Source organism: Burkholderia sp. 4NA327C6 (assembly GCF_005502655.1).
Classification (GTDB): domain Bacteria; phylum Pseudomonadota; class Gammaproteobacteria; order Burkholderiales; family Burkholderiaceae; genus Burkholderia; species Burkholderia contaminans.
Map to the genome: position 1 here is coordinate 1 of NZ_SCNZ01000020.1, position 23,355 is coordinate 23,355.

The window sequence follows — 23,355 nt, forward strand, 5'->3', positions numbered from 1 at the left end:
GCCGCCGACTGCATCGGTCTCGATGGCGAGCGCGTCGACGGCAGGCCGCTGTTGCAGCCGGTCATGGTCTCGGGTGCGCGGTTCCCGGCGCCGACGCTCGACGAGAGCCGCATGCATGCGCTGCGCGAATTGTCCACGCTGCCGGATCTCATGCACGCGCTGGCGCCCGTGATGCCGCTGCGGGCGGCGATTTCTCCGGCGCTGGTGGCCTGCGTCGCGCAGTGCGGCGGCGGGCCGGACGCCCACGCGCATGCGAGGCAGCAAGCAGCATGAGCGAGGCCCGCAGCGCGATCGGCGCGACGCGTGCCGGCTGCTGCAGGACGGTTGACACAGGTCAACCGGGCTCGCCCGTCCGCCCCGGAAGATGAACCGCGATCATCGGCGGGGAGGGGCACCGTGGAGCACCATGCGGAGGTATTGCGGGGCGGGCGCTGGACGCTGCCCGTGCCGGGCTGGCGGGATCTCGCGGCGATGCTGATCGTCACCGGTCTCCTGCTGCTGGCCGGTATTTCGGCGCACCAGATGGCCGGCCCGCTCGCGGTTGCGCATCCCCCGGTCATCTCGCTGTCTCCGGCGGCGCTGCCGGGCTATACGCTGCGCACGGTCTCGCGCATGTTCGCGGCCTTGCTCGCGTCGATCGTCTTCACGTTCGTCTACGCGACCGTGGCGGCCAGAAGCCGGTCGGCCGAGCGGGTGCTGATTCCGTTACTCGACGTGCTGCAGTCGGTGCCGATCCTCGGCTACCTGTCCTTCACGGTGCTGTTCTTCCTGTCGTTGTTTCCGGGGCGCATCCTCGGCGCCGAATGCGCGGCGATCTTCGCGATCTTCACGAGCCAGGCGTGGAACATGACGTTCAGCTTCTACCAGGCGCTGCGCACGGTGCCGCTCGATCTCGACGAGGCGAGCCGCAGCTTCCGGCTTTCGGCATGGCAGCGCTTCTGGCGCCTCGAGGTGCCGTTCGCGATGCCCGGCCTCGTCTGGAACGCGATGATGTCGATGTCGGGCGGCTGGTTCTTCGTGGTCGCGTCCGAGGCGATCGCGGTCGGCGGCCTGCACGTCGACCTGCCCGGCGTGGGCGCCTACGTCGCGCAGGCGATCGCGAACCGCGACCTGGCCGCGGTCGGCTGGGCGATCGTGGCGATGAGCATCGCGATCGTCCTGTACGACCAGTTGCTGTTCCGGCCGCTGGTCGCGTGGTCGGAACGATTCCGCTACGGTGATGCCGCGCCCGCTGTCGCGCCGCACAGCTGGATGCTCGACCTGTTCCATCGATCGCGATGGATGGCGCGCGCGGTCGCCCCGGTCGGCATGCTGTTGCGCCGTGCGGCACGTGCGCGGCTCCACGGGGCAGCCTGGCCGTGGCGCGACCGGATCGCATTGCCGCGCCATGCGGGCGATGTGCTCTGGTTCGCGCTGTGTGCCGCGGGAGGCGCGTATGCGGCGTACGTGCTGTTCCGGCTCGGCCGCGCGACGCTGACCTGGACCGACTTGCGTGTCGTGGCCGGCGCGGGGGCGCTCACGTTCGTCCGCGTGACGGTGCTGGTCGTGATCGCCTCGGCGATCTGGGTGCCGATCGGTATCGCGATCGGCCTTCGGCCGCGCGTCGCCGCACGCGTTCAGCCGGTTACGCAGTTCCTTGCCGCGTTTCCGGCCAACCTGCTGTTTCCGGTGGCCGTGTTCGCGATCGTGCGCTTCCGTCTCGAACCCGATATCTGGCTGTGCCTGCTGATGATCCTGGGCGCGCAATGGTATGTGCTGTTCAACGTGATCGCCGGTGCGAGCGCGTTCCCGGCCGACCTGTGCGAAGCCGCCGCATGCTTCCGGGTCCGGCCGGCGACCTGGTGGCGTCGCGTCATGCTGCCGGGCGTCCTGCCGTACTTCGTGACGGGCGCGATCACCGCGTCCGGCGGCGCATGGAACGCGAGCATCGTCGCCGAAGCCGTGAGCTGGGGCAGCACGCGCCTGAATGCCGGCGGACTGGGCGCCTACATCGCGCGGATGACCGACGCCGGCGACTATCCGCACATCGCACTCGGCGTCGCCGTCATGTCGTTGCTCGTGATCGCGACCAATCGGCTCGTGTGGCGCCCCATGTACGCGTTCGCGGAACGCAGAACGAGGCTCGATTGAGCCGGAACCCGATCCCCTACCCGCAGGAGACTGGCGTGTCGAACCTCGGTGAATGCAAGGAAGCGCATGTCGCGAATGCCGCCACGCCGTCGTCCGGCCAGACACCGGCCGTGCTCGAGATGCGCGCCGTCTGCAAGTCGTTCACGAAGCCGTCCGGCGAACCGCTGCACGTGCTGGCCGATATCGATCTCACGCTGCGCGAGGGCGAAATACTGGGGCTCCTCGGCCGCTCCGGCTCGGGCAAGTCCACGTTGCTGCGGATCGCGGGCGGGCTCGTCAGGCCCTCGTCCGGTGCGGTCGCGTATTGCGGGGCACCGCTGGCCGGCCCGACCGGCGGCATCGCGGTGGTGTTCCAGACGTTCGCGTTGTACCCGTGGCTGACGGTCGCCGAAAACGTCGAGCTGGGACTCGATGCGCTGAGCCTCCCGCCACGCGAAGTGCGCGAACGGGCCGCCGCCGCGATCGAGCTGATCGGACTCGACGGTTTCGAATCGGCTTATCCGCGCGAACTGTCGGGCGGCATGCGCCAGCGGGTCGGGTTCGCCCGCGCGCTCGTCAGCCAACCCGTGATGCTGTTGATGGACGAACCGTTCTCGGCGCTCGACGTGCTCACTGCGGAAACGTTGCGTACCGATTTTCTCGACCTGTGGGATGCGCGCCAGTTGTCGACCCGGTCGGTGATGATGGTGACCCACAACATCGAGGAAGCCGTGCTCATGTGCGATCGCATCCTCGTGCTCGGCGCCGGTCCGGCCCGCATCGACGCCGCGCTTAACGTGCCGCTGCCACGTCCGCGCAGCCGGCATGACCCGGCCTTCCAGGCGATCGTCGGCAAGATCTACGCGACGCTGACCGCCCGCATTGCCGATGCGGCGGAGGCCCGCGACGCGGCCGGCGGCGCGCTGGCCATGACGCTGCCCGACGTGACGAGCCACCATCTCGCCGGGTTCGTCGAGACCCTCGCGGCCGCACCGTACGACGGCCATGCGGAACTCGGCACGATTGCATCGGCGCTCGCGCTGCGGGCCGACGCGCTCCATTCGACCGCCGCGGCGCTCCATCTGCTCGCCTTTGCCGAGTGGCACGACCGCACGATCCGGCTGAGCGCGGCGGGCCACTTGTTCGCGCACAGCGACGACGAGGCCCGGCGGCGCCTGTTTCGGGAGCATGTCGTCAAATTCGTGCCGCTTGGCGCGCATATCGACGAAGTCCTGGACGAGCGCGCCGGGCATCGCGCGCCGCGCGAGCGTTTCGAACTGGAACTCGAGGATCATCTCGATCCGCGCGGCGCGGATCAGGCGTTGCGCGTCGTGACCGACTGGGGCCGCTACGCCGGGCTGTTCGATTACGACGACCATACGCGCACGTTCGGCCGTTGACCGTGCGCGCGCTCGTCAAATGCGACGTGGCGTGACGTGGCCAGACGATTCGACGTCGATCGCGCCGCGCGGTGCGCATTGACTTCCGTCAACGTACGCCGCGCGCTGCGATCGAGAATGAAGGCATCGTCGACGGCAAGACGCGGCGGCACGCGCCATGCCGCCGGCAGGCAGCTTGCCGATCCGGCACCGGAACACACCGGGCGTTCGCTGACGACGTCGTTCAGGCATCCGATCGATGCGTGGCGACGCGAGGTCGATCGTCCGGACATCGAGCGTGGCACAGCGGGGCATGCGACGCTGGATGGGCCGTCGGCGCGAGCGTGCCGAACCGGCGGGATTGCCCTGCGTTTGCACGCCGCCGATCGTCCGCGGGAGGACTGACCATGAACTGGCTTTCCGAATATTTCGCACAGCGCACGAGCCCGTTGTCGCTGTCGCTCTGGGCGCATCCGCCGCTCGTGGTCGGGCCCGACGGCCCGGCTTGCCGCGAGCCTTATCGTCTGCCTTATCCGGGTGTGGAACTGGTGTACACGCCGGCCGAAACCGTGGAGCGCGGCGGCAGGATCTATGCGTTGCCGGCGCGCTACGACTCGAGGGGGACATTCGCGCGCGGCGCGCTGCATCACGACGGCACGCCGTTCTTCCGCGAGGTGACGATTTTTGCGCCGTCGCCGTTCAACCGCGATTTCGTCATGACGGTCAACGGCGAATTCTCGTTCGTGCCGTCGTTCTGGCCGGACGGTTCACCCGGCTTCTCGGGGATCTGCGCGCCGGCCGCGGGCGTCTGCATGTCGGGTGTGTCCGGCGACCGATCCGGCCCGCCGTGGCTGTTCCAGGGATATCTCAGCATCTAGGCGCCCGGTTCCCGCCGAGGGCGGGAACCGGGCTCCGCGTGCACGTTCCCGCGTCTTCTCCCGACGGCGAGACAAACGAGCGCGCCGGGCATGCCGCCCAGGTGGGCGAAGTGCGCGACGCCGCTCGTGCCGACGCCGTCGGGCGATACGCGTGCGTGCTTCCACCGAAAGCGCAACAGGAGCCTCATCATGCACATCGGAAGAATCAGTACCCGGCCGGTCGAATCCTGCACCGTGGAATGCAGTGCGCTCGAACTGGCCGATCGCATGCGGCACGCGCATGTCGGCGATATCGTCGTCATCGAGTATCGCGAGGGCGATGCCATCCCGATCGGCGTCGTCACCGACCGCGACCTGGTGATCGAGGTGATGGCCCGCGGCGACGATCCGGGCGGCGTGACGGCCGGCCAGATCATGTCGCGGGGCCTGGTCGTCGTGTCCGACACCGACGAGATCGGCGTCGCGCTCGAGGAGATGCGCCGGTCGGGCATCCGGCGCTTGCCGGTGGTCGACGATGAGGGCCGTCTCTCCGGCATCGTGACGCTCGACGATATCGTCGAGCATCTGGCGGGGCTGCTCGGCAGTGTCGCGGAAGTCGGCAAGCTGCAGCAGATCGAGGAGCAGCGTTTCCGCGCGTAACGACGTGTCGCCGGCCCAGCGCCCGTCGTGGGTGTGGGCGCCGTTCCCCGGGCGCCACCCACCGCGCGGTTATCTGCGTAGCAGGGTGAACAACGGCGCCCAGAATGCACGGTCACCGTATGCCGCGACATCGCATTCCGTCTCGAACCGCATCGCGATCGCGGCCTCGGAGCCGTCCAGCGGCTCGGCATGCGCGATCTGCGTGGCCAGTACGGCAGTGTCGGCGTCGGACGCATCGCGCCCGAGGGCGGCCCGGGCCGCGACACGCGCGGCGAGCGTCGCCGGGCTCGCGCTGAAGTCGAGAATCGCGACGCGCACGCCGAGCTGCGCGGCGAGCGAGATGAAGGCCGTCCGGTTGTGCCGGCGCAGGAACGTCGCGTCGACGATCGCCGTGTAGCCGCTGGCGAGGACCACGCCGGCCTGCTCACGGAGCCTGTCGTAGGTCGCGTCGATTGCCGTATCCGAGTACGCGTCGGCGGGCAGCCGGGTGTGCTCCGGCGCGCTGGCGTCGCGCTTGCGCTCGACATCGCTGGACAGCCGGATCGCGCCGATCTGTTCCGCCAGCGCGCGGCTGGCCACCGATTTGCCCGAGCCGGACAAGCCGCGGCACAGAAGCAGCACGGGTTGCGCATCGCGCCGCGCCTGCGCCACGTCCGACGCGACGCGCAGATAGCGGCCGCGCGCCGCTTCGTCGCCGCGCAGCCGCGCGGTCATCGCCCGCACCAGCGCGCGATAGACGAAGTAGCACGGCAGCACGCCCAGCGCCGCATGGTCGCCCGTGCGGGCGAGCCATCCGGACAGGAGGCGGTGGGCGCAGTCGGCTCGCCCGCGGGCGGAATAATCCATCAGCGCAAACGCGAGATCGCTCGCCACGTCGATCCAGCGCAGCGAGTCGTCGAATTCGATGCAGTCGAACATCAGGATGCGGTTGCGCCAGCGCACGACGTTGTCGAGATGCAGGTCGCCGTGGCACGCGCGCACGAAGCCGTGCGCATGCCGCTCGGCGAGCAGCGGTGCGATGCGGGCCAGCTCGGCCTCGTACCAGCGGCGCAGCGCGGCTTCCCCGGGCACGGTCGCGTCGAGCGTGTCGCACAACGGCCGGCATTGCGCCGCGACGCTGGCCGCGCTGCCCGGGTGGCCGCGCGGCGCGTGGCGGGGCGCGTGAAGGTGATGGCGAGCCAGCGTCACCGCGAGTGCGTCCGCATCCGTCAGGCCCACGTCGTGCGATGCGCTGCGTGCCGACAGCATCGCAGTCGCATCGAACCGGCGCATGCGCACCACGTGCTCGCCCGGCACCGCGGCGTGTCGGCGCCGGCGCGCGGCGGTCGCCACGGGCGGGCCGAATGCACTGCGCCGGCCCTGCGCGACGAGCGGCCAGACGCCCAGGTACAGCGGGCCGGCGAACGGCCGGTTGAGCGTGCATTCGGCAAGCGCGCAGCGGCGCCGCTGCGCGGGGCGCACGAGGTCGACGAACGCGAAGCGGACGGGCTTGATGCGCTTGTACGCATAACGCCCTGCCAGATACACGACGGACAGGTGCGTTTCGATCCGTTCGATCCGGCCGGCGGGATGGGGATAGTTGGCGGGCCGGCGCAATGCGCGATCGAATTGCAGGGTTTCGCGTCGTGCGGCTCCGCGGCTCGACTTGAACGGCAGGCGTGGTGCTCGGGGCATGGCGTACGGATCGGTGGCGGGGCGCATGCGGCGGCGCCCGCGGGTGGTCGTCGAACGGGAACGGCTCCGTGCCCGTCTGCTCGATGTCGCGGCATCGGGCCGGCAGGCCCAACGTGACGCGTGCGACGACCCCTATTGCAGCCGACCGGCACCCGTTCCGGCTTGATGCGCGTCAAGCCTGTCGCGCTCGCGCGTCCCGCACGCGGCTCCGCGAGCCGGCACTGGCCCGGCGTCGGCGCAACGCCGTCGCGTCCACACCATCGGCGGCCTGCGCGGTGCGAGTGGTTCGCACCGCACAGGCGGGTGATTGACGCAGATCATCCGCGCGCTTCGTGCGCGCAATACAGTCGATTCGAACGCTTGCGCGATGCGGGACGAGGCTGCGTGCCGAATGCGGGAAGTGGGCCGCGACACGGCCGGATTCGCGCCGAGCGTGTTCATGCCGCCCGATTGCGGGCGGAATTCGATGCGATGCGTTGCGGGGCAGCGGCGATGAAACTACGTTTATGGGCGGTCGGCGTGCTCGTTGCATTGGCCGCGTGCGCCGGTGCGGAACGGAACACGGCCTTCCGGTCGACGGAAACGCAATTGTTCGCGACGCGCCAGGCCGCGGTGCTGCAGTGTTCGACACCTGCCGAATGCGATCGCGCATGGCACTTCGCACGCGGCTACGTCGAAGCGCATTCGTCGACCCGGATCACGCGCGCCGATGCGGACACGATCGAAACGGCGGCGCCGTTTCTTGCCGGAGAAGTGTATCTGTGGGCCTCCCGTACGACGTCGGGCGGCACTTCGGTGATCCGGCTCAAGGCGATGTGCAAGGGCATGTACGCCAGCGACGGCGGCCCGGGCTGGCGGTACGACGCGTGCGCGACGAGGATCCTCGACATCGAGCGGGGCTTCCGGTCATACGGAAACCCGGCGCGTTCGTCCGATGCGCCGACGGCGCCCGTCGTGCCGCGATGATCCGGCGTCTCGCGGCCACTCGCGTGCCGGTTTCCGCGTGACTCCGAACCGTTGACCTCCGTCAACGCCCGCTTCCGGCGAACGCCGATGATGAAAACCATGCCGAACGCCGCCGGCGCGTCGGTTCATCCAGCGAGGTCGGTATGTACACGAACATCATGGTCGCCATGGACGGCAGTCCTTCATCGCAACGCGCGCTCGACGAGGGCTTGAAGGTGGCGCGATCGTGCGGGGCCCGCCTGTTCGCCGTTTTCGTCGTCGACAAGTCGCTGATGATCACGTTCGGCGGACGTATGGACCCGGATGCACTGCTCGCCGAGATCCGGCGCGACGGCGTGTCGGTCCTGCGACAAGCGGAACGAACCATCGCGCACGCGGCAGTCAACGGCGAGACGGAACTCGTCGAGACCGAGCTTGGCGAGAGCATCGCCGAACGGCTGCAGCGTTACGTTGCCGAGCGGTCGATCGATCTCGCGGTGGTCGGCACCCACGGGCGGCGCGGAGTCCGGCGGCTGTTCCTCGGCAGCGTCGCCGAACGGTTCCTGCGCGGATCGAGCTGCCCGGTGCTGCTCATGCGCGGCAGCGACGCCGCGCCGGCCGAGGCGGCGGCGTAGGGCCGCCATGCACGCAGCGCCGCCCGCCGGCGCCTGCCCGTGCGCAACCTGCCGAGGTGACCATCATGCAGATCTCCTTTCCTTCCGAACATCCGACGTATTGCGGCCAGGATCCGTCACTGACCTTTCCGGCGCTGGTCGAAGGCCACCGCGTGCGCTGTGGGATTACCGCGGCAGCGCTGGAGGATCACTTCCGCGCGGCGTCGCCGCGCGAGCAGGATCTCGTGGAGGCGTTTGCCCGCCACCGTCCCGCGATCGAGCGCGCCGCACGCTGCCTGCTCGAGGAAATGGGCGGCCGGCCGATCCTGCTTCACAGCGGCTATTTCCGGTTCTGCACGTGAGCGCCCGCAGTCGTTGACGCGCATCAAGCGCGTGCCGATACGGGCAGTTACGCTGGAATCCTGATGATCGTTCGTCCGTTGTGCGGCACACGGTGCCGCGCCAATCCGGTCTTGATCATGGCGTCGCGCGGGCGGGACGAACGCGCGGGCCGCTTGTCTATCGTTCAAGGAGTACGAACCATGAGCAATGTCACGCGTTACGATCCGTTTTCGATCGAACCCGTCGCCGACCTGTTTCAGGGGCTGTTCAGGCCGCTGCGCGGAATGACGCTTGCGGACGGGCCCGACCTGGCCTCGATGAAGATCGACGTGACGGAAAGCGACGAGGCATACAAGGTCAACGCGGAACTGCCGGGCGTCGCCAAGGACGACATCGACGTCCAGGTGACGGGCAGCACCGTATCGATCAACGCGAAGATCGAGCGCAACAAGGAGCAGAAGGAGGGCGAACGCGTGATCCGGCGCGAGCGCTACAGCGGTGCGATCAGCCGTTCGTTCTCGCTGTCGGGCGAGATCGACGACGCGAATGCATCGGCGACGTACCAGGACGGCGTGCTGTCGCTGACGCTCCCGAAGAAGGCGCCGGTCGCGCAGAAGAAGCTGGCGATCAGCTGATCGGACGGCAGGCAGCGGGCGATGCGGGTACGCGTCGTCCGAAGGGAGATACCGGCGCGCGGAGCGATCCGCGCGCCGTCTTTATTGAAGCGGTCGCGCGAACGCTCACGCGTGCGATCCCGTGCCGCCAGCCCGGTAGCCCACCGTCTGCGCGAGGATCGGGAGCTCGTCCTCGTTCAGCCGCAGCGCATCGGCAAGCGCGCGATGGTTGATCCAGCCGCGTACGACGGTGCCGAGCCCGGCGGCCGCGCAGTAGAGCGACACGTTCTGCGCGATGGCGCCGGCCGTGATCGCCGAGAACACGTCGCGCTGTTGCGGCGGCATGTCGAGGATCGCCGAGGTGCGCACGACGTAGACGAGATCCAGCGGCGCGCGGCCGACGAAGTCCTGGTAACCCGTGAGGTTGCGGGCATCCACCGCGTGTTTCAGCACGAGCCGGTGCGCGGGCGCGTCGTAGCGATAGACGCCGCATGGCAGCGCGACGTACACGTCGATTTCGTTGAACGCATGCGCGGACGGCGCCGTGCGGCCGCCGCCGGCAGGCCGGTTGACGCCGTCCGCGGCCCACAGCATCGCGCCGAGCGTCGCGGGCGGCAGCGGCGTGGCGGCGAATTCGCGGGCGCTCATTCTGGCTGCGAGTGCCGTCATCAAGGGCGGGCCGCTGTCGAGGTCCGGATGCGGCAGGTCGATGAAGGCCGGGGATTCGCCCTGTGGCGATACCGGCCGTGCCGGTGGCGCTGGCGAATAGGCCAACAGTTGCTGGTCCGTCATGTGAGTCTCCTTGGAGCATCGCCGTGCTCGCCTGGAACGTCGCGCATCGGCGATCTCACGATAAGACGGCCGGGCCGCATCGGCTTGACCTCCGTCAAGCGGTGCTCCGGCGGGCTGCGATGCGCGTCGAGCGGCGTCCGTTGACCTGCATCAGCGATCCCCGGCCGCGCGTGTGCAAATCTGGAGGTGTGCGGCGGACTGGCGCGCCGCGGCTCACAGGAGTGCAGGCGATGAAGACCGACAAGCAGTTGAAGCAGGACGTTCAGGACGAACTGGAGTCCGACCCGGCGATCGACGCGACACGTATCGGTGTCGAGGTGGTCAACCGGATCGTGACGCTCTCGGGGCATCCGCCGAGCTATGCGGAGAAGCTGGCGATCGAGCGGGCGGCGAACCGCGTGGCCGGCGTCAAGGCGCTCGTCGTCGACATGACCGTGCATCTGCCGGACGACGACGTCCGCACCGACGAGGACATCGCGAACGCGGTGCGTTCGGTGCTGCACTGGACCGTCGGGCTGCACGACGACGCGGTGAAGGTGCAGGTCGAACACGGCTGGATCACGCTGTCCGGCAGGGTCGAATGGGCGTACCAGAGCCACCTGGCCGTGCGGGCGATCTCGCAGATGCGCAGCGTGACCGGCGTGACCGACCATATCGCGGTGCAGGGGACGATCGGCTCGGCCGACATCGGCGGCAACATCAAGCGCGCGATCATGCGCCATGCGGAGCGCGAGGCGAAGCACATCGCGATCGAGGTGCGCGACGGCACGGTGCGGCTGTCCGGCAAGGTCGGCTCGTTCTCCGAGCGCAAGGCCGTGCGCGGGGCGGCATGGTCGGCGCGCGGCGTGCGTGCCGTCGTCGACGACCTGGTCGTGGAGTAACGCCGGCAAGCGGCAACCGGATGCGCGGTGCGCGCGGAAGGGGGAGTCAAATGACACTGTCAGGCGAGGTACGCGATGCGGACTGGTCGGTGGCGATCGAGACGATCGCCGCCGGAACGGGCGGCTACTGTTGCAGGATCCACGTGACGCTGGTGTCGCCGGAGGGCGCGTGCGAGCGTACGTTCGCACACAGCCGGACCCACGACACCGAGCGCGAAGCCGCGATCGACGGGCTGCGCGCCGGGATGACGTGGATCGAGATGAGGAAGTCGAACACGTTCACGGTTTGAGGTCGCGGCGCCCATGCGCGTGTCGCACGGGTGCCGGCGTTCCGTTCGCCACGCGATGCAATCGGCGCCGCATCGCGTGTGCATCGACATCGACGTGCCTAGCCGTCCGACCGATCACGGGTGGCACGCGGCGGCGCGGCGCGCGGGACCGGTTCGTCGTCGCGCGCATGCCTGCGTCGCCGCCCGACATGATGCGCGACGGCGTCGGTCACGGTCGGAAAGAAGCAGGCGGGGCCGAATACGTCGAACAGCCCGTAGGCGCGCAGGCGATCCTTCACCGGGCCCTTCATTTCCGCGAAGTTCAGCGCGATCTTCCGTTCCCGGAGTTCCTCGCCCAGCATTACGAGCCGGTCCGCGGCGCTGGTGTCGATATCGGTGACGGGCTCGGCCGCGATGACGATGCGCGCAACCGGTGGCGCGGACTTCGCGAGCGCCGCGTGCAGATGCTCGCAGAAGATCTCGACGTTCGCGTAGAAGAGCGGCGCATCCCAGCGGAACAGCAGGAGGCCCGGTATCAGCACGGCGTCCGGATGCCGCGCGACGTCGTGATAGCCGCGCACGCCGGCGAGCCGGCCCAGCACCGCATCGTACGGATGCCACGCGCGCCACACGAACGACAGCAGCGACAGCGCGCTGGCGAGCAGGATGCCGGGCACGACGCCCATGCCGATCACGCCGGCGAAGCACAGCACCGAAATCAGGCATTCGCCGCGACGCATCCGGTACAGCCGCACGACGCTGCGGACGTCCGCGATGCCGAACGCGGCGTAGATCACGACGGCGGCCAGCGCCGCGCGCGGCACGAGGGTCAGCAGCGCCGGGGCGGCGGCGAGCAGGAGCGCGATGCAGGCCGCCGCGACCAGGTTCGTGACCTGGCTCTGCGCGCCGGCGGCGATCGCGACGGGCGTACGCGATGCGCTGCTGCTGACCGCGCACCCTTGCATCACGCCGGCCAGCAGATTGGCCGCGCCCAGTGCGAGCAGTTCCTGGTTGCGGTCCGGCGTATCGCCGGCGCGTGTGGACAGTGCGCGCGACAGCATGCTGATGTCGGCGAACGACACCAGTGCGACGGCGATCGCGCCGGACGCAAGCGCGACCAGATCGGCGACGGACACGGCCGGCAGATGCGGCACGGGCGCACCGGCAGGCAGGGCGCCGATCGTTGCCACGCCGTGCAACGGCGGCACCTGCGCGACGACGGTTGCGGCCAGCACCGCGATCAACACGCCGGGCGCACGCGGCATCGTGCGTTTCATCAGGAAAATGAGGGCGAGCGTACCGATGCCCAGCGCGCTCGCGGCAAGGGAAAACCGGTGTCCGGAGAGCGCCTGCGCGATGCGCGGCACGCTGGTGAACACGTCGCCGCCCGATACCGGCATGCCCAGCAGTTCCGGCAACCGGCCGATCGCGAGCGCAATGGCGATGCCGTTCAGGTAGCCGTACTGGATCGGGCGCGACAGCAGATCGGTGACGAAGCCGAGGCGGAGCGCGCCGAGCAGGATGCAGATCGTGCCGGCCGACAGCGCCAGCGCGCCGGCGAGCGCGATCGCGCGTTGCGGATCGTGACCGGCGAGCGGGGCGATGGCGCCGGCAATCAGCGCGGCCAGCGCCGAATCGGGGCCGAGGACGAGGATCCGGCTCGGGCCGAGCAGCGCATACGCGAGCAACGCGGCGATCGACGCATGGAGCCCCGTGATGGCGGGCAGGCCGGCCGCCTCGGCATAGCTCATGCCGACGGGCACCAGCACGGCCGACAGCGCGATGCCCGCATAGAGATCGCGCGAGAGCCATGCGCGACGGTAGGTCGCGAGCAGCGCGATGCCGGGGAACAGGTGGGCGACGCGGGCGGAAAGAGGCCGGTTCATGGCGGCTTCATCCGGGAGCCGTCCGGGCGAGCGGGAGGGGCGGCGCCGCCCGGCGCACGGTCACCGGGATGCGGCCAGCCCGGGCAGACGTGCGAAACGGCAGGGCGACAGGGGTCATTGCGTCGGGCGACAAGGCCGCTGCCGCTGCACCGGATGCCGGCGGCGCGGCACGGCGATGCGCGGTTTCACGCGGTTTCAGGCGGCCTTGAGCGCCGACAGTTGCAGCGCCTGCGCGAAGCGCGCCAGCGTGGCGATCGATCCCGTCACGCTTTCGTATCGCTCGCGCCCGATCTGGCCGTCGAGGATCACGAGCATGCCGGCGTCGCGTGCGAGGGCGACGAGCGCCTGCGTGTCGAGCGCGGCTGCGTCGGTGCGGCCGGCCTGATCGCCCGGATCGGGAAGAGGGGTAGCGTGTGACATGACGACTCTCCTGATGGCCTGGAACCCGGATGCCGCGCAGCCGTGATCCATGAATTCAGTATCGTTGCCGCGCCGGCGCGATTCAATCGGCGTGCTCCGAAGCTGCGGTAGGAATCGTTCGGCGGGCGTCGGCAGATTCCTACATGGCACGCGGCTTCGGCGTCGTGCGGCGGCGCACCGGCCGCGCCGTGCGCCGCCGCGCATACCAGCCGCCGATCGCGCGCCAGATGTCGGGGGCGGATTCGCAGTACGTGAACAGGTCGAGATCGCTGCGGTCGATCATCCCTTCGTCGGCGAGGAAGGCCAGGTCCACCGCGCGGCGCCAGTACGCTTCGCCGACGAGGATCACCGGCAGCGGCGGGATCTTGCGCGTCTGCAGCAGCGTCAGGACTTCGAACAGCTCGTCGAACGTGCCGTAGCCGCCGGGGAAAAATACCGCCGCCTTCGCGCGTTCGAGCAGGTGCAGCTTGCGGATCGCGAAATAGTGAAACCGGAAGCAGAGATCGGGCGTGATGTACGGATTCGGCGCCTGTTCGCGCGGCAGCTCGATGTTGAAGCCGATGCTCGGCGCGCCGCGCTCGTACGCGCCGCGATTCGCGGCCTCCATGATGCCGGGGCCGCCGCCGGTGACGATGGCGAGCCGCGCGGTGCGCGTGCACCGGTCGGCGTGGCCGACGATGCGCCCGAATTCGCGCGCGACGCGGTAATACACGCTGTGCTCGACGAGCCGGCTCGCCGCCGCGACGGCACGACGCCGGCCCGCATCGTGCGGACGCGCCGCAAGCAGGCGATTGGCTTCGTTCAGCCGCGCATTTGCAACGGCAGGGGCAACGATGCGCGTGCTGCCGTAGATCACGACTGCATGGCCGATGCGTTCGTTCTGCAGGCGTTCCTCGGCCTTCCAGTAGTCGAGTTGCAGCCGGATGCCGCGCATGCCCGTGCGCTGCAGGACGGTGGCATCGTCGTCGGCGGGCGTGCAGCTCGCGCGTTGCGCGGGAGCCGACGCGCGACGCGGGCGGCGCCCGGCGCCGTCGTGGCCGACGACCGCAGCGGGCCGCGTGCGGGTGCGCCGGCCGCGCGTGTCCGCCGGCATCGGGCCGCCTGCAGTACGGCGGCGCACTTCACCGCGTGCGTTACCGGCAGGAACGCGCTTGAGTACGGTCGACATGAGCAGCGGGCGGCGGGCCGGTTACTGGCTGAGCACCCACTGCACGAGCTGGTGCGCGTCGTCGGCGGACAGCGGGCCGCCGCGATCCTCGGCGGACGGCATCGGCGTGTCGCCCCAGTGCACGCGGCCGCCGACGCGCAGCTTGCGTTCCAGTTCCGCCGCGGCCGCCGGATCGCCGCGGTAGCGCTGCGCGATGTCGTGGAACGACGGCCCGAGGAACGTCATGTCGGACGTGTGGCAGAACATGCAGTGCTGCGCGTTGACGAGATCGGTCGGCTCGGGCACGGCCGTCTGCGCGGTGGCCGGGTGGGCCATCGCGGCGATCACGCAGAAGGCGGCGTTACGCAGGAGGTTCATGTCGTTTTCCTTGTCGGGATCGGCAGGGCCGCATCACGCCGCAGGGGCGCGCTCACGAGACGACTTCGTCGAGCGGGCGGCGCGGCGAGTGCGGCGTCTGCGGGCCGCGCCCGACCCGCAGCAGCAACTGCGGTTCGCCGTGCAGCCCGAGCATGTGGCGCAGGTGGGCGCGCAGCCCGGCCGTCTCGATCGGCTGGTTCAGGTACGACGCGGTATAGCCTGCGCGCGTCGCGACGAGCAGGACGCGCTCCAGCGCCTGTCCGGCGGCGAGCCACGCGTCGCGATCGTCGCGCACGGTCGAGATGCATACGACCAGCGGCGACGCGCCGACGAGCTGGTGATGCAGCGCGGCCAGCCCGTTGCCGAGATCGAAGGTCCGTACCGCCATCGTCACCACGGGCGCCGCGAAATCCAGCAGCGTCGGCACGCCGGCCGCGAACGCCGGCATGCCGTCGGTGTGCCGGCGCGGATCGATCCAGCTCGCCAGTTCGCGCCTGAAGCGCGGGTCCGCGAACTGCTGCTGGTCGGCCTCCGCAACCAGCTCGGCCACCCGTGCGCGATTCGCGATCGAGTCGACGCAGGTGATCTCGGCGCCTTCCGCGACACCGGCCGCGATCAACGCGTGCTGAAGGTCGTCCGGCACGGCCGTCGATTCGAACGGCGCGCGCGTCGTGACGCGCTCCGGAATCGCATCGAACAGCGCGCCGAGCGATGCGTCGGAATAGCCGTCGTCGCATACCCGGACCATCGCGAGCAGATCGGGATCGATGTCGGACGGAAACGTGCTGATCGTGTGGGCGAGCCCGGCGTGATCGAGCGCGACGCGCAGGTTGAGCAGGGCCGCACCGCAGCTGATGATCAGCTCGCGATCGAACGGATCGATGACGGGCAATGCACGTACACGATCCGCGCAGACCGCGATCGTGGGGCCGTCGACGATGAAGCGCCATGGCTGCGAGTTGTGGCTGGACGGGGCCAGCACCGCGTAGGCCAGCAGCGACTTCAGATGCACTTCGGGATGGGCGCTCGCGGCTAGTGGGGGAACGGATATCATTCGATCATCTCCTGGTCGCCACACGTCGGGCGTGACGCCACTTCATCGTGTCAGCAACCGTCCGACCGCCGTTGACCCACATCAAGCGCCCGTCACCGGGCCATGCGTTCGCGACGCGGAGCGGCTAGCGTGGAGAGGTGAAGCGTACGCACCGGCGTGCGCAGGGGAGGCGAGCATGCTTGCGATGATGTTTGACGGCACGACACCGCATTTGCGCGAGGCGCGCGTGCCGGAACCGCTGCCGGCGGCAGGCCAGTTGCTGATCGACGTGCACGCATGCGGCGTATGCCGGACGGATCTCCACGTCGTCGACGGCGAGCTTGCGCATCCGAAGTTGCCGCTGATCCCGGGGCACGAAATCGTCGGCACGGTGCGCGCGCTCGGCGCGGGCGTGACGGGCTTCGCCGTGGGCGACCGAGTCGGGGTGCCGTGGCTCGGCTCGACGTGCGGCCATTGCGCGTATTGCACGGCGGGCCGCGAGAATCTGTGCGACAGCCCGGGATTCACCGGCTATACGATCGATGGCGGCTATGCGGAGCGCACCGTCGCCGACCACCGCTATTGCGTGCATCTGCCGCGGCGCTACACCGATCTCGAAGCCGCGCCGCTGCTGTGCGCGGGCCTGATCGGTTATCGAACCTTGCGCATGGCGGGCGATGCGCGCCGCATCGGCATCTACGGCTTCGGCGCGGCGGCGCATCTCGTCGCGCAGGTCGCGCATGCCGAGGGGCGGAAGGTGTTTGCGCTGACGAAGCCCGGCGATACCGTCGCGCAGCAACTGGCACGTTCACTCGGTGCCGCGTGGGCCGGCGGCAGCGACGAAGCGCCGCCCGAGGCGCTCGACGCCGCGCTGATCTTCGCGCCGGTGGGCGCACTGGTGCCGGCCGCGCTCCGCGCCGTCGACAAAGGCGGGATCGTCGTATGCGGCGGCATCCACATGAGCGATATCCCGGGCTTTCCGTACGCGTGGCTGTGGGGCGAGCGCCGTATCGTGTCGGTCGCCAACCTGACGCGCGCGGACGCGGTCGAATTCATGCGGGTCGCCGATGCGGTGCCGCTGCGGGTCGAGGCCGTGCGCTACGCGCTGACCGATGCGAATCGCGCACTCGACGACCTGCGCACGGGGCGTTTGTCCGGGGCGGCGGTACTCGCCATGCGCGGCTGATGCGCTCGCCGCGCGCGCCGCGCGGTCAGATTCGCCCGAGGCCTTCCGGATCGACGATGCGGATCTGCTTGCCTTGCGCGGCGACGAGCCCCTTGTGCTGGAACTTCGACATCATGCGGCTCACCGTCTCGAGCTTCATCCCGAGATATTCGCCGATCTCGTCGCGCGTCATCCGCAGCACGAATTCGGCGGCCGAGTAGCCGCGCGCCTTGAAGCGCGTGGAAAGGTTCAGCAGGAACGCGGCCACGCGCTGTTCGGCGGTCATCGTGCCGAGCAGCAGCATCAGCGCGGATTCGCGCACGATTTCGCCGCTCATCATCTGGTACACGTGATGCTGCATCGGCCGTACTTCGCGGCACATCTGCTCGAGCTGGCCGAACGGAATGATGCAGACCGTGCTGTCCTCGAGCGCGATCGCGTCGCCGTTGTGGTGCCCGGTGTGCACGCCGTCGAGCCCGAGCGATTCGCCGACGATCTGGAACCCGGTGATCTGCTCGTCGCCGTCGCGATGCATCACGATGGTCTTGAACGATCCGGTTCGGACTGCATAGATGCTGTTGAACGCATCCCCCGCGCGAAACAGCGTTTCGCCGCGCCTCACGTGCCGCGTCGTGCAGATCATCGCGTCGACGCGCGCGAATTCGTCAGGAGAAAGGTCGGCCGGCATGCAGACGGTACGCAATGCGCACGTCGAGCAACGGGACGCGGCGCGCTTCGGTTGCTCCGCCCGTTCGACGGGGTGCAACGGGATGAACGGGCGTAACGGCATGGTCGGCGAAACTTCGGCATGGCTCTGCATGATCGGCTCCAGTACGTTGAGGGCAGCGACGGGCCGCCGTGGGCGGGATCGCGCTGGTGGTAGCGCCCGCGGCCCTGACGGTTGTCGCACTCATGGTGAAGAACCGCGCCGGTGGGGCCGGGAGACCTGTCCCGACGGCGAGTGCCGCCTTTGCTCCGCGAGGCGCGTGCTTGTTTTTCTTGATCTGGAGTATGGATGTTGCGCGGCGTCAAGGAAATCAGCAGCCGTTGAAGATGCAGTAGGTCACATGGAAGCGATGTAGGCGGTTTCCTACACGGGTGCGGCATTCTGTCCGGGGCGACGCGGGGGCGCACCGGTCGTGCGCCGGAGCCGCCATCACAGCTCGTCCGGGTCGTCGAACAGCTTGTGGCGCATCGCATAGCGCACGAGCGCCGTGTCGTTCGGCATCTGCATCTTCTCGAGAATCCGCGTCTTGTAGGTACTGACCGTCTTGACGCTGACACAGAGCGCTTCCGCGATTTCGGAGATCGACTCGCCGGTGGTGACGCGCCGGAACACGTCGAATTCACGGTCGGACAGACGCTGGTGCGGCAGCAGATCGGTCGGCTCGTTCAGGCTCTGCGCGAACTGCTCGGCCATGGTCAGGCTGACGTAGACACCGCCCGCCGCGATCTTGGTCAGCGCCGCGACCAGCTCGGCGCTCGCGCTCTCCTTGGTCATGTAGCCGGACGCGCCGGCGCGGAACGCGCGCACCGCGTATTGCTGCTCGGCATGCATCGTCAGCACGAGGATATGCAAGGCCGGTTTCTCGTCCCTGATCTGCTTGATGAGTTCGACGCCGTTGCGGCCCGGCATCGACAGGTCGAGCACCAGGATGTTCGCGGAGGTATCCCGCACGAGCGCGATCGTCGACGCACTGTCGCGCGCTTCGCCCGCGACCTCGAAGCCGCTTGCGCTCTGCAGGATGTGCCGCAGGCCGTCCCGGACGAGGGCGTGGTCGTCGGCTATGAGTACACGGATCATGGCAATCCATTCCTCGCCGGATCGCGTGGCGCGGCCCACGCGGCGGCATGCGTCGATCGTCGCCGCGGACCGGCGCGTTCGATCGTCCGATGATGGCCGACGCCGATGACCGGACGATGTCCATCGTCGTCGGGGCGGGACCGGCATGGGGGCCGGTTCGTCGATGCCCCGAAATTGTGCGCCGTTCGCCGGCTTTCGCCAATCGGGATCGATGCGTACTGCCGCCGTCGCGGGCGCTTGACCGGCGTCAACCGGATGACGTTGGCCGGGCCCAGACTGGTTCGGCAAGCCGGTCGGAACCGGGCAACGACAGGGGAGGCATCATGTACGCACGGATCTTTGCAGCACTCGACGGCAGCCGCAGTTCGCGGCTGGCGCTCGACGAGGCGATCGCGCTCGCTCGCGATTCGGGGGGCCTGATCGTCGCCGTGTGCGTGGTATCGGACGCGCCGCGACTGACGGACGTCGACAGCGGCTATATCGACCAGCGCGACCCGGCGGGGCTGGATGCGGACAAGGCCGCGACCGCGGTGGCGGATGCGGAGACCGCGTTTCGGCTGTGCGGCGTGCGCGGCACCGCGCACACGATCGACGCGTGCGGCGAGGATGTGTCGTCCGTGCTGGCGCGAGCGGCCGCGGAATGCGACGCGGACCTGATCGTGATGGGCACGCACGGGCGCCGCGGCGTGCGCCGTGCGGTGCTCGGCAGCGTCGCCGAATCGCTGGTGCGCACCGCCGACCGGCCGGTGCTGGTCGTGCGTGAGGGGCAGGGCGCGTGCGCGGCCGTGCTGTGACCGACGAGGGCAGCCGTTGGCGGCTGCCCCGTCGTCAGGCGTGCGGCGTCAGTGCGACAGCAGTACCGGCACCGTCATCGTCTCGAGGATGGTGCGCGTCGCGCCGCCCAGCACGCGTTCGTGCATGCGCGCATGGCTGTACAGGCCCATCACCAGCAGATCGGCATGCAGGTCGGTCACCCGGTTCAGCAGCGTCGCGCCTACGCCGACCGACCGGTCGCGCGGCGTCGTCGAGAACGACGCGCGCACGCCATGCCGTTCGAGATACGCGGCGACGTCGACGCCCGCCGGCGTCTTGTCCGGATCGGGCTGGCCGTGCACGACCGTCTCGACGTTGACGAAGCGCGCGCGGGCCAGCAGCGGCAGCGCATCGGCCATCACGCGGGCGGCTTCGCGCCCGCCGTCCCAGCCGATCAGCACGTTCTCGCCGATCGTTCGCACGTCGCCCGCGTAGGGCACGACGATCGCCGGACGGCCGCTGCCCATCACGACATCCTCGACGAAATGCCGCGCCACGTAGGTCAGGCGATCGTCCGGGTCTTCCTGGCCGAGGATCAGCAGATCGGCGTGGCGCGCGTGCAGGATGGCGGCGGCGGTCGCGTCGCCGGCCGGCGCCTGCCATTCGACGCTGCGTCCCGCGCGCTCGGCGGCCATCAGGAATTTCTCCTCGGCCTCCTTGCGCCGCTGGTCGCACAGGCGTTCGTACACGGCCAGTTTCAGCGGTTCGTCGGGCCGCCGCAGCGGCTCGAAGAGATCCTGGCAGACCACGTAGAGGCCGATCAGATGCGCATTCCAGCGCGCCGCGAGTTCGAGTGCGAGGTCGACGCGGGTCGCGCAGCGCTTGCTGTCGTCGAGATGAACGAGCAGGGTCTTGTAGCTCATGACGGCTCCTTTTCGGTGGATGCGGCGGCGGTCTCGGCAGGTTTTCCGGACGGGCAGGCCGCCGGAATCATCAGCACCGGGCACGTGGCCAGGCGCAGCACGCGCTCGGCCACGCTGCCGAGGAAGAGGCGCTGAACGCCGCGCCGGCCGTGCGTGCCCATGATGATCAGGTCGGCCTCGATTTCTTTGGCAAGACCGACGATCCGGTGCGGGATGTCTTCGCCCGCCGGCGCGACGTTGGAGATCTGCGGCGTGCCGGCGACGTCGCGCGCCTTCAGGCGTCGTGCCGCGTCATCGGTGACGCGCAGCCCTTCTTCACGAAAGGCGTCGACCAGGATCGACGGATCGTAGCCGTACATGTCGTAGGCCGGCACGAGGAAATCGACGACGTAGACGGGAGTCAGCCGCGCACCCGTCTCCGACGCGATGGCCAGCGCGGCGTCGAGTGCACGGGACGACGTGTCGCTGCCGTCGAGTGCAACCAGAATGTTCGAGTACATGGCAGTTCCCTTGAACGGATGTGGATGAGATCATCATCGGCGCGCGCGCGCCGGTCGCGCTGATCTGGATCAAGCGTCGCGGTTGGCGCGCAGCACCCCGAGCGCGGCGCGCGCGGCGATCCACGCTTCGTTGGTCGGCTCGACGACAACGGTGACCGCGCTCGACGCGGACGACACGACCGGCGCATGGTCCGCGTTCGCGCCCACGTCGATGTCGATGCCGAGCCAGCCGAGCGCCGCGCAGATCCGCTCGCGCAACACGGCCGAGTGCTCGCCGATGCCGGCCGTGAAGACCAGCATGTCGAGGCCGCCGAGCAGCGCGACGAGCGCACCGGCTTCGCGCACGATGCGGTGGACGTAGAGCGTCAGTGCATCGCGGGCGAATGCATCGCCGGCGGCTTCGCACGCCAGCAGCACACGCGGATCGCCGGAAGCGCCCGACACGCCCTTGAGGCCCGACTCGTGATAGAGCATGTGGCCCAATGCGGCGGTGGACAGCTTGCCGGCCTCGAGCAGGTGCAGCACCACGCCGGGATCGAGGGTGCCGCAGCGCGTGCTCATCATCAGCCCGTCGAGCGCCGAGAAGCCCATCGTCGTCGCGACGCTGCGGCAGTCGCGCATCGCGCACAGGCTGGCGCCGCTGCCGAGATGGGCGGCGATCACGCGGCCGTGCGCACGCGCGCCGAACCGCTCGTCGAGCGCGGCGGCCAGGTATTCGTACGACAGACCGTGGAACCCGTAGCGGCGCACGCCCTGGTCGAACCACGCATGCGGCAGCGGCAGCAATTGCTCGGCGCGCGGCAGTGTGCGATGAAACGCGGTATCGAACACGGCGACCTGCGGCACGTCGGGAAACGCGTCGCGCAGCGCGTCGATCGCATCGAGGCTGTGCGGTTGATGCAACGGCGCGAGCGGCGTCAGCGTGCGAAGCGCGTCGAGCACCGCGTCGTCGACGACGACCGGGTCGACGTACCGGGCACCGCCATGCACGACACGGTGTGCAATGGCGCCCAGCGCGATGTGCGGCAGTTGCACGCGGATCCACATCGCGACCTGCGCGAGCACCGCACGGTATGGATCGCCCGTGCGCAGCGGCAGCGTGCCGCCCGGGGCGGCGTCGAAGCGGAGCGACACGCCGTTGCCGGTTTCGACCGCTTCACCCTCGTGCAGCGGCCGCCGCGCGGGATCCCCGTGCGGCGGATACGCGAAGACCGCGAACTTCACGCTCGACGAACCGGCATTGACGACGAGCAGCGCGAGCGTACGCATCGATCGGTTCAGTGCGACATCAGCACCGGGAGCGTCATCGACGCGAGCACCGTGCGCGTGGCGCCCCCCATGATCAGTTCATGCCAGCGCGGATGCCCGTAGGCGCCCATGACCAGCAGGTCGGAACCCGTTTCATAAGCGCGCGACAGCAGCGTGTCGCCGACCGACGCGCCGGTACCGGTGTCGATGTCGAGCACGTTCACGTCGCGCGCATGGCGCGCGAGCATCAACGCGGCATCGGCGGCCGGAATGCGCGTCGTCGCCGCTTCCGAATCGCCGTCGACCACGGCGGCGACCGTCGTGCGCTTCGCATGCTCGAGGAACGGGAGCGCGTCGTGCGCGGCGCGGGCGGCTTCGCGGCTGCCGTCCCACGCGACGAACACCCGTTCGCCGATCGACGGGAATTCCCCGGTGTATGGCCAGAACAGCACCGGGCGGCCGGCGGACAACACGAGGTTCTCCGGAAACTGGTCGTCGATGTAGGTTTCGGGATCGTTCGGGTCGCTCTGGCCCGCAATCACGAGGTCGGCAAGACGAGCGGCACGCGGCACGGCCACATTCGCGCGCTCGTCCGCGCGAACCCAGGTGGCCGGCACTTTCGCCCGCGCGGTTTCCGCATGGAACAGGCGCTCCAGTGCGCCGAGCCGCTCGTCGCGTTGCTCGCGGTGCGCGCGGAAATAGTCTGCGGAGCCGGCCATCACGTAGAACGAATGCGGCTCCGGCGTGTAGACCGCGTACAGCCCGGTGAGATGCGCACCGAAGCGCCGGGCAAGACGCAACGCCAGCTCGAGACGCGAATGCGCGCGGGTGCTCGTATCGAGGTGCACGACTAGGCTTTTGTAGCTCATCGGAATCGCTCCATCGACGGGTGATCCGCCTGTGCAATCCAGTCTACGAAGCAGGGTTTCCGCGTGCTTGACTCAGATCAACGGGTGCCATGC

Annotated in this window: 25 protein-coding genes and 1 pseudogene; 13 read left to right on the plus strand and 13 right to left on the minus strand. The window is 69.4% G+C overall.

What is annotated here, in order from left to right; genetic code table 11:
• The 5 genes and pseudogenes from FFS49_RS42050 to FFS49_RS20730 all read left to right on the plus strand — a co-directional run.
• Nucleotides 1–273: pseudogene (locus tag FFS49_RS42050) on the plus strand (nicotinate phosphoribosyltransferase); the annotation flags it as partial.
• Nucleotides 274–396: 123 nt separating this feature from the next.
• On the plus strand, nucleotides 397–2,130 hold the full coding sequence (locus FFS49_RS20710; protein WP_105815643.1) for an ABC transporter permease subunit: 1,734 nt from the start codon (nucleotides 397–399) through the stop codon (nucleotides 2,128–2,130).
• A gap of 119 nt (nucleotides 2,131–2,249) precedes the next feature.
• A complete protein-coding gene (locus tag FFS49_RS20715) occupies nucleotides 2,250–3,509 on the plus strand; it encodes a nitrate/sulfonate/bicarbonate ABC transporter ATP-binding protein (protein WP_171026808.1) in 1,260 nt (419 codons plus the stop codon).
• 386 nt (nucleotides 3,510–3,895) lie between these two features.
• On the plus strand, nucleotides 3,896–4,366 hold the full coding sequence (locus FFS49_RS20720; protein WP_105815646.1) for a hypothetical protein: 471 nt from the start codon (nucleotides 3,896–3,898) through the stop codon (nucleotides 4,364–4,366).
• A gap of 189 nt (nucleotides 4,367–4,555) precedes the next feature.
• A complete protein-coding gene (locus FFS49_RS20730; protein WP_105815648.1) occupies nucleotides 4,556–5,005 on the plus strand; it encodes a CBS domain-containing protein in 450 nt (149 codons plus the stop codon).
• Between the two features lie 69 nt (nucleotides 5,006–5,074).
• Here FFS49_RS20730 and FFS49_RS20735 read toward each other — a convergent pair whose 3' ends face one another.
• Nucleotides 5,075–6,679 carry a bifunctional aminoglycoside phosphotransferase/ATP-binding protein gene (locus FFS49_RS20735; protein WP_105815649.1) on the minus strand — a complete coding sequence of 535 codons (1,605 nt, stop codon included), beginning with the start codon at nucleotides 6,677–6,679 and terminating at the stop codon, nucleotides 5,075–5,077.
• A gap of 492 nt (nucleotides 6,680–7,171) precedes the next feature.
• On the opposite strand from FFS49_RS20735, the gene FFS49_RS20740 reads away from it, so the two are divergent.
• The 4 genes from FFS49_RS20740 (at nucleotide 7,172) to FFS49_RS20755 (ending at nucleotide 9,215) form a co-directional block, all read left to right on the plus strand.
• Complete coding sequence (locus tag FFS49_RS20740; protein WP_105815680.1) at nucleotides 7,172–7,645, plus strand: hypothetical protein; 474 nt, start codon at nucleotides 7,172–7,174, stop codon at nucleotides 7,643–7,645.
• A 143-nt stretch (nucleotides 7,646–7,788) separates the two neighbouring features.
• Complete coding sequence (locus FFS49_RS20745) at nucleotides 7,789–8,259, plus strand: universal stress protein (RefSeq protein ID WP_105815650.1); 471 nt, start codon at nucleotides 7,789–7,791, stop codon at nucleotides 8,257–8,259.
• A 65-nt stretch (nucleotides 8,260–8,324) separates the two neighbouring features.
• Nucleotides 8,325–8,600, plus strand: coding sequence for a DUF1488 domain-containing protein (locus tag FFS49_RS20750; protein ID WP_105815651.1), 276 nt, complete (start codon nucleotides 8,325–8,327; stop codon nucleotides 8,598–8,600).
• A gap of 180 nt (nucleotides 8,601–8,780) precedes the next feature.
• Nucleotides 8,781–9,215, plus strand: a complete 435-nt coding sequence (locus FFS49_RS20755; RefSeq protein ID WP_105815652.1) for an Hsp20/alpha crystallin family protein — start codon at nucleotides 8,781–8,783, stop codon at nucleotides 9,213–9,215.
• A gap of 105 nt (nucleotides 9,216–9,320) precedes the next feature.
• Here the strand turns inward: FFS49_RS20755 and FFS49_RS20760 are convergent, their stop codons facing one another.
• Nucleotides 9,321–9,986, minus strand: a complete 666-nt coding sequence (locus FFS49_RS20760) for a nitroreductase family protein (protein ID WP_039353460.1) — start codon at nucleotides 9,984–9,986, stop codon at nucleotides 9,321–9,323.
• Between the two features lie 230 nt (nucleotides 9,987–10,216).
• On the opposite strand from FFS49_RS20760, the gene FFS49_RS20765 reads away from it, so the two are divergent.
• Nucleotides 10,217–10,867 carry a BON domain-containing protein gene (locus tag FFS49_RS20765; RefSeq protein ID WP_039353456.1) on the plus strand — a complete coding sequence of 217 codons (651 nt, stop codon included), beginning with the start codon at nucleotides 10,217–10,219 and terminating at the stop codon, nucleotides 10,865–10,867.
• A gap of 50 nt (nucleotides 10,868–10,917) precedes the next feature.
• Nucleotides 10,918–11,157 carry a hypothetical protein gene (locus FFS49_RS20770; protein ID WP_039353453.1) on the plus strand — a complete coding sequence of 80 codons (240 nt, stop codon included), beginning with the start codon at nucleotides 10,918–10,920 and terminating at the stop codon, nucleotides 11,155–11,157.
• A gap of 98 nt (nucleotides 11,158–11,255) precedes the next feature.
• On the opposite strand, the gene FFS49_RS20775 is transcribed toward FFS49_RS20770, so the two are convergent.
• The 5 genes from FFS49_RS20775 to FFS49_RS20795 all read right to left on the minus strand — a co-directional run bounded on the left by FFS49_RS20775 (nucleotide 11,256) and on the right by FFS49_RS20795 (nucleotide 16,021).
• Nucleotides 11,256–13,022, minus strand: coding sequence for a SulP family inorganic anion transporter (locus tag FFS49_RS20775; protein WP_105815653.1), 1,767 nt, complete (start codon nucleotides 13,020–13,022; stop codon nucleotides 11,256–11,258).
• Nucleotides 13,023–13,217: 195 nt separating this feature from the next.
• Nucleotides 13,218–13,442, minus strand: a complete 225-nt coding sequence (locus tag FFS49_RS20780; RefSeq protein ID WP_039353447.1) for a hypothetical protein — start codon at nucleotides 13,440–13,442, stop codon at nucleotides 13,218–13,220.
• Between the two features lie 139 nt (nucleotides 13,443–13,581).
• Nucleotides 13,582–14,610 (minus strand): LOG family protein, encoded by a 1,029-nt coding sequence (locus tag FFS49_RS20785; RefSeq protein WP_105815654.1) that lies wholly within the window; start codon nucleotides 14,608–14,610, stop codon nucleotides 13,582–13,584.
• 21 nt (nucleotides 14,611–14,631) lie between these two features.
• The gene (locus FFS49_RS20790; RefSeq protein WP_105815655.1) at nucleotides 14,632–14,967 is read right to left on the minus strand and encodes a c-type cytochrome; all 336 of its coding nucleotides are present in this window, start codon (nucleotides 14,965–14,967) and stop codon (nucleotides 14,632–14,634) included.
• A 52-nt stretch (nucleotides 14,968–15,019) separates the two neighbouring features.
• A complete protein-coding gene (locus FFS49_RS20795; RefSeq protein WP_039353440.1) occupies nucleotides 15,020–16,021 on the minus strand; it encodes a nitroreductase family protein in 1,002 nt (333 codons plus the stop codon).
• 175 nt (nucleotides 16,022–16,196) lie between these two features.
• Here FFS49_RS20795 and FFS49_RS20800 point away from each other — a divergent pair, with 175 nt between their 5' ends.
• Nucleotides 16,197–17,186, plus strand: coding sequence for a zinc-dependent alcohol dehydrogenase family protein (locus FFS49_RS20800; RefSeq protein ID WP_039353437.1), 990 nt, complete (start codon nucleotides 16,197–16,199; stop codon nucleotides 17,184–17,186).
• Nucleotides 17,187–17,211: 25 nt separating this feature from the next.
• Here the strand turns inward: FFS49_RS20800 and fnr are convergent, their stop codons facing one another.
• Both fnr and FFS49_RS20810 read right to left on the minus strand, forming a co-directional pair.
• Entirely contained in the window at nucleotides 17,212–17,985 is a 774-nt protein-coding gene (fnr, locus tag FFS49_RS20805; protein WP_039353434.1) for a fumarate/nitrate reduction transcriptional regulator Fnr, read from the minus strand.
• A gap of 336 nt (nucleotides 17,986–18,321) precedes the next feature.
• Nucleotides 18,322–18,969, minus strand: coding sequence for a response regulator transcription factor (locus FFS49_RS20810; protein WP_039353431.1), 648 nt, complete (start codon nucleotides 18,967–18,969; stop codon nucleotides 18,322–18,324).
• Nucleotides 18,970–19,292: 323 nt separating this feature from the next.
• Here FFS49_RS20810 and FFS49_RS20815 point away from each other — a divergent pair, with 323 nt between their 5' ends.
• Nucleotides 19,293–19,763 carry a universal stress protein gene (locus FFS49_RS20815; RefSeq protein ID WP_039353428.1) on the plus strand — a complete coding sequence of 157 codons (471 nt, stop codon included), beginning with the start codon at nucleotides 19,293–19,295 and terminating at the stop codon, nucleotides 19,761–19,763.
• A gap of 48 nt (nucleotides 19,764–19,811) precedes the next feature.
• On the opposite strand, the gene FFS49_RS20820 is transcribed toward FFS49_RS20815, so the two are convergent.
• The 4 genes from FFS49_RS20820 to FFS49_RS20835 all read right to left on the minus strand — a co-directional run bounded on the left by FFS49_RS20820 (nucleotide 19,812) and on the right by FFS49_RS20835 (nucleotide 23,262).
• On the minus strand, nucleotides 19,812–20,645 hold the full coding sequence (locus tag FFS49_RS20820; RefSeq protein ID WP_105815656.1) for a universal stress protein: 834 nt from the start codon (nucleotides 20,643–20,645) through the stop codon (nucleotides 19,812–19,814).
• Nucleotides 20,642–21,145 carry a universal stress protein gene (locus tag FFS49_RS20825; RefSeq protein ID WP_105815657.1) on the minus strand — a complete coding sequence of 168 codons (504 nt, stop codon included), beginning with the start codon at nucleotides 21,143–21,145 and terminating at the stop codon, nucleotides 20,642–20,644. Before FFS49_RS20825 ends, FFS49_RS20820 begins: the two co-directional genes overlap by 4 nt.
• 69 nt (nucleotides 21,146–21,214) lie before the next feature.
• Complete coding sequence (locus FFS49_RS20830; protein ID WP_105815658.1) at nucleotides 21,215–22,414, minus strand: acetate/propionate family kinase; 1,200 nt, start codon at nucleotides 22,412–22,414, stop codon at nucleotides 21,215–21,217.
• 8 nt (nucleotides 22,415–22,422) lie between these two features.
• Nucleotides 22,423–23,262, minus strand: coding sequence for a universal stress protein (locus tag FFS49_RS20835; protein WP_104012781.1), 840 nt, complete (start codon nucleotides 23,260–23,262; stop codon nucleotides 22,423–22,425).
• Nucleotides 23,263–23,355: the final 93 nt, after the last annotated feature.

Coding starts and splice junctions, on each gene's coding strand:
- FFS49_RS20770 (WP_039353453.1), top strand. CDS start 10,918: ATGACACTGTCAGGCGAGGTACGCGATGCGGACTGGTCGGTGGCGATC.
- FFS49_RS20825 (WP_105815657.1), bottom strand. CDS start 21,145: ATGTACTCGAACATTCTGGTTGCACTCGACGGCAGCGACACGTCGTCC.
- FFS49_RS20810 (WP_039353431.1), bottom strand. CDS start 18,969: ATGATCCGTGTACTCATAGCCGACGACCACGCCCTCGTCCGGGACGGC.
- FFS49_RS20790 (WP_105815655.1), bottom strand. CDS start 14,967: ATGAACCTCCTGCGTAACGCCGCCTTCTGCGTGATCGCCGCGATGGCC.
- FFS49_RS20765 (WP_039353456.1), top strand. CDS start 10,217: ATGAAGACCGACAAGCAGTTGAAGCAGGACGTTCAGGACGAACTGGAG.
- FFS49_RS20760 (WP_039353460.1), bottom strand. CDS start 9,986: ATGACGGACCAGCAACTGTTGGCCTATTCGCCAGCGCCACCGGCACGG.
- FFS49_RS20815 (WP_039353428.1), top strand. CDS start 19,293: ATGTACGCACGGATCTTTGCAGCACTCGACGGCAGCCGCAGTTCGCGG.
- FFS49_RS20795 (WP_039353440.1), bottom strand. CDS start 16,021: ATGATATCCGTTCCCCCACTAGCCGCGAGCGCCCATCCCGAAGTGCAT.
- FFS49_RS20835 (WP_104012781.1), bottom strand. CDS start 23,262: ATGAGCTACAAAAGCCTAGTCGTGCACCTCGATACGAGCACCCGCGCG.
- FFS49_RS20730 (WP_105815648.1), top strand. CDS start 4,556: ATGCACATCGGAAGAATCAGTACCCGGCCGGTCGAATCCTGCACCGTG.
- FFS49_RS20755 (WP_105815652.1), top strand. CDS start 8,781: ATGAGCAATGTCACGCGTTACGATCCGTTTTCGATCGAACCCGTCGCC.
- FFS49_RS20740 (WP_105815680.1), top strand. CDS start 7,172: ATGAAACTACGTTTATGGGCGGTCGGCGTGCTCGTTGCATTGGCCGCG.
- FFS49_RS20715 (WP_171026808.1), top strand. CDS start 2,250: ATGCGCGCCGTCTGCAAGTCGTTCACGAAGCCGTCCGGCGAACCGCTG.
- FFS49_RS20775 (WP_105815653.1), bottom strand. CDS start 13,022: ATGAACCGGCCTCTTTCCGCCCGCGTCGCCCACCTGTTCCCCGGCATC.
- fnr (WP_039353434.1), bottom strand. CDS start 17,985: ATGCAGAGCCATGCCGAAGTTTCGCCGACCATGCCGTTACGCCCGTTC.
- FFS49_RS20820 (WP_105815656.1), bottom strand. CDS start 20,645: ATGAGCTACAAGACCCTGCTCGTTCATCTCGACGACAGCAAGCGCTGC.
- FFS49_RS20800 (WP_039353437.1), top strand. CDS start 16,197: ATGCTTGCGATGATGTTTGACGGCACGACACCGCATTTGCGCGAGGCG.
- FFS49_RS20745 (WP_105815650.1), top strand. CDS start 7,789: ATGTACACGAACATCATGGTCGCCATGGACGGCAGTCCTTCATCGCAA.
- FFS49_RS20785 (WP_105815654.1), bottom strand. CDS start 14,610: ATGTCGACCGTACTCAAGCGCGTTCCTGCCGGTAACGCACGCGGTGAA.
- FFS49_RS20830 (WP_105815658.1), bottom strand. CDS start 22,414: ATGCGTACGCTCGCGCTGCTCGTCGTCAATGCCGGTTCGTCGAGCGTG.
- FFS49_RS20780 (WP_039353447.1), bottom strand. CDS start 13,442: ATGTCACACGCTACCCCTCTTCCCGATCCGGGCGATCAGGCCGGCCGC.
- FFS49_RS20735 (WP_105815649.1), bottom strand. CDS start 6,679: ATGCCCCGAGCACCACGCCTGCCGTTCAAGTCGAGCCGCGGAGCCGCA.
- FFS49_RS20750 (WP_105815651.1), top strand. CDS start 8,325: ATGCAGATCTCCTTTCCTTCCGAACATCCGACGTATTGCGGCCAGGAT.
- FFS49_RS20720 (WP_105815646.1), top strand. CDS start 3,896: ATGAACTGGCTTTCCGAATATTTCGCACAGCGCACGAGCCCGTTGTCG.